This window comes from Proteiniborus sp., assembly GCF_040308045.1.
GTDB lineage: Bacteria > Bacillota > Clostridia > Tissierellales > Proteiniboraceae > Proteiniborus.
In genome coordinates this window covers 36,649-45,635 of sequence record NZ_JAWRHZ010000007.1, presented here as the reverse complement: position 1 = coordinate 45,635, position 8,987 = coordinate 36,649, and the positions used below count along the sequence as shown (strand labels likewise).

Here is an 8,987-nt window from a genome sequence, read left to right as displayed (position 1 = left end):
CTCATTGAAGCTATTCTCTACGCAGATGACGGTGCCAGCGAGGTAGTAAAAGAATTTAAGAGTGGTGCCCTGACACTGGGTATTGATGATATCGGATCATTGGTAGCGCAGGATTTGACAGGATGTAAAATCGACAGCAATAACGTAGTTGTTTCAAGAAGTGAAGATGGTGGATCGCCGGTGGCTATTGGGTTTCGTGCCAAGAAGGCCAATGGAAAGTATCGCTATTTTTGGCTTTACAGGGTTATCTTCTCTGTTCCCGCCACAAGTCTTGCCACCAAAGGCGATTCCATTACATTTAGCAGTCCCACCATAGAAGGAACCGTCTTTAGAAGAAACAAACTGGACGGAGAAAGCAAACATCCTTGGAAAGCGGAAGTTACTGAAGGCGATAATGGTGTATCGGCATCAACCATTACAAGTTGGTTCACATCCGTATATGAACCAGACTTTACCGCCATAACCCCAACCATTACCATCACAACCCAGCCAGCAAGCTTAAGTGAAGTAACCGCAGGAAGCATTACTGGAAGCCTTTCTGTTGTGGCAAATTCCAACACCTCAAACCCTGTAACCTATCAGTGGTTTGAAAATACCATCGATAGCACCACTGGCGGTACTGCCATTAATGGAGAAACTTCTGCGAGCTTTGATATTCCAACAGACCTCTTGGCAGATACCTATTACTACTACTGCGTCTTAAGCTCTAGTGGTGCAGAAAATGTGACAACCACAGTGGCTACTGTTGTTGTTTCTTAATGGGAGGGTTGATCATGGCAGATGAAAAATTAAAGGTTGATGAGGCCGCTGAAGAACGAAGTACCACCATTGATATTGGCGGCGCGGAGTTCAAGATGGTTCTTACCACCAAAGCTACAAAGGAAATTGCCAAGCGCTATGGTGGTCTTGAGAATTTGGGCGATAAGCTGATGAAAACTGAGAACTTTGAAATGGCGCTCGAGGAGGTGGTGTGGCTCATCACCCTTCTGGCAAACCAATCCATCCTGATCCACAATATTAGGAACAAGGATGATAGAAAAGAACTTCTCACAGAAGATGAAGTGGAACTTCTTACCACTCCCTTTGACCTGGCTAATTACAAGAATGCCATTATGGCCAGCATGATAAAAGGCACAAAAAGGAATGTGGAGAGTGAACCATCAAAAAACGAGGTGGTCGGGTAAGTGATCAAGAGTTATTTACCCGACTCATTTACTATGGCACTGCCCACCTAAATAGAAATGAAGATGAGGTATGGCTATTACCCATTGGTTATCTGATGGACCTTTGGGAGTGTCATAAGCAGTTTATTGGTATCTCAAAACCAAGAAAGGAATATACCATCGACGATGTTGTTCCTGAGTTCCTGTAAATTATTCCTATTAAATTTCAATCTTGTCATATATAATAATGTGTATGGCGAACTGAATGGAGGGATAAAATGTCGAATAATACAGGCTGTAGTTGTTGTGGTGACATTGTAGATTTAACCATGACTACTGAAGATATGAATAAGTGTCCTATTTGTAATCAAGAGGGCAAAAAAGTGAAAAATATAACAGTTAAACACCTAGTTAAAGAAGAATATGTAGAATCAGTAGAAACTATGAATTATTCAATTTGTATGAACGAAGATTGTGATACTGTATACTTTAGTGAAAACAAAGGAATTCAGTTTAGCAAAGAGCAAGTAAAAGTTCCTATTTGGTTTAAGAAAGATGCGGACCCTAGGTATGCTTGCTATTGCAGTGAAGTTACTATTAACCAAGTGAAAGAAGCAGTAAGAGATAAAGGCGCACGAAAGATGAAAGATGTATTAGCAATCACAGGTGCTATGAAAAATTCTAAATGCGAAATTAAAAATCCACTTGGAGTTTGTTGCCATGAGACAATTCAAACGGCGATTGACGAAGCACTAGCAGAATAATAAACAAGTTTTCATTTATCAAGACACTTCTGATGAGGTGTCTTTTTTCATGCCCCAAAGGAGGTGAACGCTATGTCGGACTTCGGCCTGAAAATAGGTGTTGAGGGTGAAAAAGAATTTAAGAACTCTCTTCGAGATATCAATCAAACATTCAAGGTGCTGGGTTCTGAAATGAATCTGGTTACTTCACAGTTTGATAAGCAAGATAAATCCATCAAGGCTATAACAGCAAGAAATGAAGTCTTAAATAAAGAGATTGACGCTCAGAAAAACAAAGTATCCACCCTTGAAGCTGCACTGAAAAATGCTGCGGAGTCCTTTGGGGAGAATGACAAGCGAACAAAAGCCTGGCAGATCCAGCTAAACAATGCAAATGCGGACCTAAACAAAATGGAAAAAGAGCTGGATGATAACAACAAGGCTCTTGATGCAGCCAGTGATGGGTTTGATGATGCTGGTAAAGAAGCGGACAGGTTTGGGGATGAAATCAAAGACTCTGCAAAAGTGGCAGATGATTCCGGTGGTAAGTTTGAGAAGCTAGGTTCCGTTATGAAAGGTGTGGCTGCGGGGATTGGCGTTGGCATGGCAGCCATTGGAACTGCAGCAGTAACAGCGGGTAAAAAGCTCTTTGATATGGCTAATGATGCTGCGGCTGCAGGGGATGAGATCGATAAGGCCAGCCAAAGGATTGGTCTTTCCAGGCAAGGTTATCAAGAGTGGGACTATGTCCTTTCCCAAAACGGTGCCAGCATCTCATCCTTAGAAAACGGAATGAAGAAGCTTAACAACACCGTGGACGATGCCATCAACGGTAGTTCCTCAGCCACAGAAAAATTTCAGCGACTAGGGATTTCAATGGCCGACCTTGAGGGCAAATCCAGAGAAGAAGTCTTTGAGATGACCATTAAAGGTCTTCAAGGCATCTCTGATGAAGGTGAAAAAGCGGCCATTGCCAATGATTTACTTGGAACGTCCTCAGTTGAGCTAGGGGCGCTTCTAAACCAGACCGCTGAAAGCACAGATGCCCTAAAGAACAAAGCAAGTGAGCTAGGGCTGGTTATGAGTGATGAATCTGTAGATGCTGCGGTGAACTACACAGATGCCATGGATAACCTCACCCGCTCCTTTGCTGGGGTGAAAAACAACATCACATCCCAGCTCCTCCCTGGCTTTACCATGATTCTAGATGGTTTGACAGGCCTTATCACTGGCCAAGAAGGGGCCGCTGAGCAGCTTAAGGAAGGTGCAAGGCAGACGGTTGAACAGATTGCTGTCATCCTTCCTCAAATACTGGATGTGGTTACTGGACTTATTGCAGCTATTGCAGAAGTAGCACCTGATTTGATTCTCGCGCTTGTAAGTGGGATTTTAGATAATCTTCCTACTCTTATTGAAGCTGCAACCAATATCATCATGACCATTGTAGGTGGCCTCATCGAAGCCTTACCTCAAATTACAGACGGTGCTTTGCAGCTTGTTCTAACATTGGTGGATGGGATTATTACCAATCTTCCTGCCCTGGTGGAAGCGGCGCTAGTGATGATTGTTACTTTAGCTACTGGACTTGGAGATGCGCTGCCGGAACTTATTCCATCCATTGTAGAAGCGGTTATTCTGATCGCTACCACCTTAATCAACAATCTGGACTTGGTACTAGATGCAGCATTTCAGATTATCAGCGGCTTGGCTATGGGACTTTTAAACTCTCTGCCAACACTGATTCAGTCCTTACCTCAGATTATTAACAGCATCATTACCTTCATCACCAGTAACCTACCAAAGCTCATTGAAATGGGGGTTCAGCTGACCATTCAGCTTGGTATGGGACTTATTCGTGCCATTCCTCAGATCGTGGCTCAACTGCCTCAGATCATCATGTCTATTGTCACCGGACTAGCCCGTGGGATTCCATCCATACTAGAAGTGGGAAGAAATATCGCCAGAGGTTTATGGGACGGTATTGCATCGATGATTGGTTGGCTTGGAGAAAAAGTAAAAAACATGGTCAACGGGATCGTTGGTGGCGTTAAGAAGGTTCTTGGTATTAGATCTCCTTCAAAGGTATTTGCAGGCATTGGTTCCAACATGGGTGAAGGTATTGGAGAGGGCTTCGAAAAAGCCATGGGTGATGTGGAAAAAGATATGCAGGGCGCTATTCCTACAGACTTTGATTTGGACCTGAACTCTCAAGTAACAGGAAGTCTCGGTGGCTCTGACGGAGCAGTCTTTGATGTAACTATCCCTCTTACCATTGACGGTAATATTCTAACAAGAGTTATTGCACAACTTCAGTGGAACCAAAACACCGTCACAGTTAGAAACCTTGGTGTGGCAGGAAGTTAATAGAAAGGAGGCGGTCCCTTGATTGAAATTTACGCAGGAGCAACCATGATTCAGTCCGTTAAGAAAGTCATCAGCTCAAACATTAGAGAAACCTTAGAGGGTGAATTTACCCTCTCATTTACTGTTATGGCGAAGTCTGCATTGGCTTTAAAAACAAAGCAAATTGCAAAACTAGATAATCAGTATTTTGAACTGGTTCAAATCAGTAAATCAATTCAAGGGAGCCTACCAGTCTGTTCTGTTCTTTGTGAGCATGTATCTTATCTTTTGAACCATGAAATGTATCAAATAAGCAGTTTTGATTTCACGGGTGATCCTTCAGCAGGATTATCCCAGCTCCTTGCTGGCACTCCCTTTTCAGCTGGGATTGTGGATTTTACAGAGAGTGTCACGATGAAAATAAATCAGAAGGTTTCCAGACGAGCTGCGCTGATGCAGTTCATTGCTATTTTAGGTGGTGAAATTCAGTACGATGGCTATAGCATTAATATTCGTAGCCATAGAGGCTCCAATGAGTATATCCCTGTGATGGGTTCAAAGAATGTCACAAATGTGGCTGTATCCCATGATTCCAGGGAGAATGCATCATCCTATGACATTTCCTTTTTCAAGCTGATGGATTTGGCTGTTGGTGATAATGTGCACATCATCTTCAATCCATTAGGCATTAACGTAAAGACTAGGATCATCTCTCTTGAATACAACCCATTTTATCGATTTAACATCCGTGTTGAGGTGGGAAGGTATCGACCCAGTATTTCTGACACCTTTTATCGCATAGAAAACTCTATTTCTAATGTTGGAAGCTCCGTGGATGATCTTCAAAACCAGGTCTATGACTTAGGCGTCTCCTACACCATTGTAAAAACGCTGTCGGTGGTTGATAACAAAATCAATGTGACCTATGAAGTGGAAAAAGGTGATACCCATCAGTATCATGCCGAGTACAGCTTCACCACAGATTCCAGTGGCAGAATAACCAGCATCACCTTAGAAGATATTTTCTCAGAGCTTCTCCTTAAAGAGGTCTCTTCACTTCTGATTGATGCTGCAGCCTTTGAAGTAACTTATGCCGATGGCTCAACTGGAAGCTATGCCTACTCCACTGATTCCAGCGGAAGAATTACAGCCATTGAGAAAGTTTAAGGAGGAAAGCCATGAGCTATGATCGTAATTTTAATAACACCTTGGCCATCTGGACAGCTTTTGGTGGTAGAGGCAGCATTGTCCTTCCTATTCCTACCTTAAGCTGGACCAAGAAGTACTATAACAATTTTGGCTATACTCAATACGGCAGCGAAAGACAAATTAATGTCTATGATAACGGAAACGCTCAGATTGCAGTTTACTATGCTAAAACCCCATACATGTCCTACTGGAACAAGACCACCAAACAATGGACCGTTGTCAGTGTTCCTTGGTGGAGTCATGGTCAGCCTGAAATTCTTTATGCTGCAGATGGGGTATTTATCGCAAAGATTGTAGGCCTTGCTAATATCATTGCATCCTTTGACGGGATCACCTGGCATAACGCTGGGTACTGCGCCGGAGCTCAAAATGCCATGACCTGTGGTGCTTATGATATGGACCGAGGCTCTGGTGTGGTCAGCTGGTGGTACTATAAATCCCCGGTTTACTACAGCTTTGATTCCCTGGAAGAACGAACCGCCTGGACCTTGGTTGGATCGGACGGAACCTCAGTCCCCATCTTTAAATACCTGACCAGGCATAAAGGAAACTTTGTGGGAGTTGTTGGTGGGGACAAATCCATCGCCAGAGCAAGTACATCCAGTCCTGGAAGCTGGGTAACCACCATTCCTGAAGATGTGAATGATACTCGGTACATGTTCATTCGCTCTATCAATGGTGTGCTCTTTGTGATGAAGTTCAATTACACCAATGTGGGTGGCGATTACACCTACTACGTGAAGCTCTGCGTGATGAGTGACGATGCCACGCAAATTACAGAGACGAATCTTTCCTGGGTAGGGGATCTAGCCAATAACAACATCCCCAATCCAAGGAATATCATGTGGATGCCCGACTGGGGTAAGTTCGCACTTCTTAAAGAGAGCAGCCTTTGTGTATCCTCTGATGGGGTTACCTGGGAATGCCTGCATCAGCCAGGATTCACAACGTCCCAATACGATACCTTTGACGGTGCTATGTACATTCCCGGAGACGGGTTCTATGCCAAAGCCAGCGGGTATGTTTACTATGCACCTTACTAATTGAAGCCCATTTCTATCAGATTATGACGCCTTTAGCCGGGCGTCTTTTAATATATAAATCTACATGAAAGCGAGGAAAAACAATGAGAGATATTTGGACTTATATTCAACTGGCTATTGCTGGCCTTGGCGGTTGGCTTGGCTGGTTTCTCGGAGGTTACGATGGATTTTTATATGCCCTGATTGCCTTTGTTGTCATTGATTATCTGCTTGGTGTCATGTGCGCCATTATCGAGAAGCATTTATCCAGTGACGTGGGCGCTCGGGGCATCTTTAAAAAAGTGGTGATCTTCTCTTTGGTGGGGGTAGCCCACATCATTGATCAGAACATCATCGGAGATGGTGGTGTTATCAGAACAGCAGTTATTTTCTTCTACCTATCCAATGAAGGAATCAGCATTATTGAAAATGCCACAAGACTAGGACTGCCTATTCCAGAAAAGCTCCGCGATGTTTTGGAACAACTTAAAGACGGTGGAGATAAAGATGGAACAAAGTAATAAATGATTTTGCCATTTGAGCATTCTTTGCATATGTAAGTTATGGAGGTGTTCAAATGGTATTTATTCATTGTAGCTATTGCGAAGAACCATTATGCGTTATCAATTACAACTTACTACTCAGTGACAAAATGGTGATCAGGAACTATCAAGAGGAATGTCCATGCTGCCACAAAACTCTAGACTTCTATTGGCATGAAAACAGCGATCAGATTTTTGATGAAGGAAAACTGGATTAGCTGTATAAAATGTCATCCCCTTCGCATAATGCTTTTGGAGGGGATGAAAGTGACCAGAATTAAATGCCATTGTGGTGCGACGTTAATCTTAGTGAAGTATTTAATGCACTTAGAAGGGAGTTTAACATTTAGAGATTATTATGGCACATGCCCGGTTTGCGGGAAAGAAAATGAGACAAGAGATTTAAATGTAGACGACATAACTGATCAAGAATATCTATTCTAGTAGAAGCGTCATAGGCCAAGCCTGTGGCGTTTTTATTTTTCTATAGATTGCAACAAATCGTAGGAGGGAAAATCTATGAACCTAAAAAAACTTATCTTTACAGAAAATGAATGCTATAAAGCAGGTAGAAAAATCAAGCCCAAGGGCATTATGGTCCACAGCACCGGAGCTAACAATCCATATCTACGTAGATACGTTGGTCCAGATGATGGCATCTTGGGAGAAAACCAGTACAACAATCATTGGAACCAGCATAGACCAAGTGGCAGACAAGTCTGTGTCCATGCCTTTATCGGAAAACTTAAAAATGGAACCGTCGCTACCTATCAGACCCTGCCATGGGATCATAGAGGGTGGCATGCAGGTGGTGACGCCAACAACAGTCACATCGGATTTGAAATCTGCGAAGACAACCTGTCCGACGCCTCTTATTTCAATACAGTTTATAAAGAAGCCACGGAGCTTTGTGCTTACCTTTGTAAACTCTATGACCTGACAGAGAAAGACATCATTGGCCACTACGAGGGCTATCAGAAGAAAATCGCCAGCAATCACGGAGATCCTCGTCACTGGTTTTCTAGGCATGGTAAGAGTATGGATACTTTCAGGGCTGATGTTAAAAAGCTGCTGACGGCTCCTACTCCTTCCACTCCCCCGCCTCAGAAGCTTTACAGGGTCCAGGTCGGGGCTTACAGCGTCAAGTCCAATGCTGATGCTATGCTGGCCAAAGTAAAAGCTGCAGGCTTTACAGATGCCTTTATCAAAACTGAATAATTAATTCTTTGCCGCTAGGTGCTTTTCTTGCACTTGGCGGCATTTTTTTATTTTTCAGTACTCAATATGCCCTCTTCTGTCCTGTGAATGGTGAGAGGGATTTCTACCCTCCGATAGGAGGATTAATAATGACTGGAGAACAAAAAAATCAAATAGCTGACCTTAGGGCTAAAGGGTTTGGGTATGCAACAATCGCTCAAGCCCTAGGTCTTCCAAAAAGTACTGTTACTTCCCACTGCCAAAGAAATAAGCTAGGAGGGATCAAGGCCAATCACTCAACTACAGTTACTCCCGATAAGGAATACTGTAAACACTGCGGTAAGGAGCTTATACAGATCTCAGGAAAAAAGAAATTGAAATTCTGTAACCAAGATTGTCGTGTTACATGGTGGAACTCGAATCAGGACAAGGTCAAGAAGAAAGCCATCTACTTCTTCACCTGCGCTTATTGCGGTTGCTCCTTTACCGCTTATGGCAATTCAAAGAGAAAATATTGTTCTCATGATTGCTATATAAACGACCGCTTCAAAGGCGGTGATGTACTATGACAGACGATCAATTCAGAGCTGAAAAGCAATACCAATCAAGTCTTTCTATTGCAAAATCCATGCTTGAAAAAAACATAATTACCCCCGAGGAATTTGCCTTAATCGATGAGTATCTTCTTGAAAAATACAGGCCATTACTAGGTACACTATTCTCTCACATTAACTTGACTTCATAGCCTTTTAGAGTGATGTATAGTGT

General features: G+C 43.0%; 10 protein-coding genes and 1 pseudogene. All 11 read left to right on the top strand.

Going from position 1 to position 8,987, the window contains the following annotated elements; translation table 11 throughout:
* Window positions 1-453, top strand: a pseudogene (locus ABV008_RS00985) (major tail protein); the annotation flags it as partial.
* A 320-nt stretch (window positions 454-773) separates the two neighbouring features.
* Complete coding sequence (locus ABV008_RS00980) at window positions 774-1,184, top strand: hypothetical protein (protein ID WP_352417949.1); 411 nt, start codon at window positions 774-776, stop codon at window positions 1,182-1,184.
* A 257-nt stretch (window positions 1,185-1,441) separates the two neighbouring features.
* The gene (locus ABV008_RS00970) at window positions 1,442-1,927 is read left to right on the top strand and encodes a Csac_0668 family 2Fe-2S cluster-binding (seleno)protein (protein ID WP_352417948.1); all 486 of its coding nucleotides are present in this window, start codon (window positions 1,442-1,444) and stop codon (window positions 1,925-1,927) included.
* Window positions 1,928-1,999: 72 nt separating this feature from the next.
* On the top strand, window positions 2,000-4,270 hold the full coding sequence (locus tag ABV008_RS00965; protein WP_352417947.1) for a phage tail protein: 2,271 nt from the start codon (window positions 2,000-2,002) through the stop codon (window positions 4,268-4,270).
* A gap of 18 nt (window positions 4,271-4,288) precedes the next feature.
* Complete coding sequence (locus tag ABV008_RS00960; protein WP_352417946.1) at window positions 4,289-5,416, top strand: phage tail protein; 1,128 nt, start codon at window positions 4,289-4,291, stop codon at window positions 5,414-5,416.
* A gap of 11 nt (window positions 5,417-5,427) precedes the next feature.
* The gene (locus tag ABV008_RS00955) at window positions 5,428-6,501 is read left to right on the top strand and encodes a hypothetical protein (protein ID WP_352417945.1); all 1,074 of its coding nucleotides are present in this window, start codon (window positions 5,428-5,430) and stop codon (window positions 6,499-6,501) included.
* 83 nt (window positions 6,502-6,584) lie between these two features.
* On the top strand, window positions 6,585-7,001 hold the full coding sequence (locus tag ABV008_RS00950) for a phage holin family protein (protein ID WP_352417944.1): 417 nt from the start codon (window positions 6,585-6,587) through the stop codon (window positions 6,999-7,001).
* A 288-nt stretch (window positions 7,002-7,289) separates the two neighbouring features.
* Window positions 7,290-7,466 (top strand): hypothetical protein, encoded by a 177-nt coding sequence (locus tag ABV008_RS00945; RefSeq protein WP_352417943.1) that lies wholly within the window; start codon window positions 7,290-7,292, stop codon window positions 7,464-7,466.
* 75 nt (window positions 7,467-7,541) lie between these two features.
* On the top strand, window positions 7,542-8,240 hold the full coding sequence (locus ABV008_RS00940) for an N-acetylmuramoyl-L-alanine amidase (RefSeq protein ID WP_091264121.1): 699 nt from the start codon (window positions 7,542-7,544) through the stop codon (window positions 8,238-8,240).
* Between the two features lie 128 nt (window positions 8,241-8,368).
* Window positions 8,369-8,788, top strand: a complete 420-nt coding sequence (locus ABV008_RS00935) for a helix-turn-helix domain-containing protein (protein ID WP_352417942.1) — start codon at window positions 8,369-8,371, stop codon at window positions 8,786-8,788.
* Complete coding sequence (locus ABV008_RS00930; RefSeq protein ID WP_352417941.1) at window positions 8,785-8,964, top strand: SHOCT domain-containing protein; 180 nt, start codon at window positions 8,785-8,787, stop codon at window positions 8,962-8,964. Before ABV008_RS00935 ends, ABV008_RS00930 begins: the two co-directional genes overlap by 4 nt.
* Window positions 8,965-8,987 lie beyond the last annotated feature (23 nt).

Bases quoted from the DNA above. Each gene is read 5' to 3' on its own strand.
- ABV008_RS00980 (WP_352417949.1), top strand. From the start codon at position 774: ATGGCAGATGAAAAATTAAAGGTTGATGAGGCCGCTGAAGAACGAAGT.
- ABV008_RS00970 (WP_352417948.1), top strand. From the start codon at position 1,442: ATGTCGAATAATACAGGCTGTAGTTGTTGTGGTGACATTGTAGATTTA.
- ABV008_RS00965 (WP_352417947.1), top strand. From the start codon at position 2,000: ATGTCGGACTTCGGCCTGAAAATAGGTGTTGAGGGTGAAAAAGAATTT.
- ABV008_RS00955 (WP_352417945.1), top strand. From the start codon at position 5,428: ATGAGCTATGATCGTAATTTTAATAACACCTTGGCCATCTGGACAGCT.
- ABV008_RS00950 (WP_352417944.1), top strand. From the start codon at position 6,585: ATGAGAGATATTTGGACTTATATTCAACTGGCTATTGCTGGCCTTGGC.
- ABV008_RS00940 (WP_091264121.1), top strand. From the start codon at position 7,542: ATGAACCTAAAAAAACTTATCTTTACAGAAAATGAATGCTATAAAGCA.
- ABV008_RS00935 (WP_352417942.1), top strand. From the start codon at position 8,369: ATGACTGGAGAACAAAAAAATCAAATAGCTGACCTTAGGGCTAAAGGG.
- ABV008_RS00930 (WP_352417941.1), top strand. From the start codon at position 8,785: ATGACAGACGATCAATTCAGAGCTGAAAAGCAATACCAATCAAGTCTT.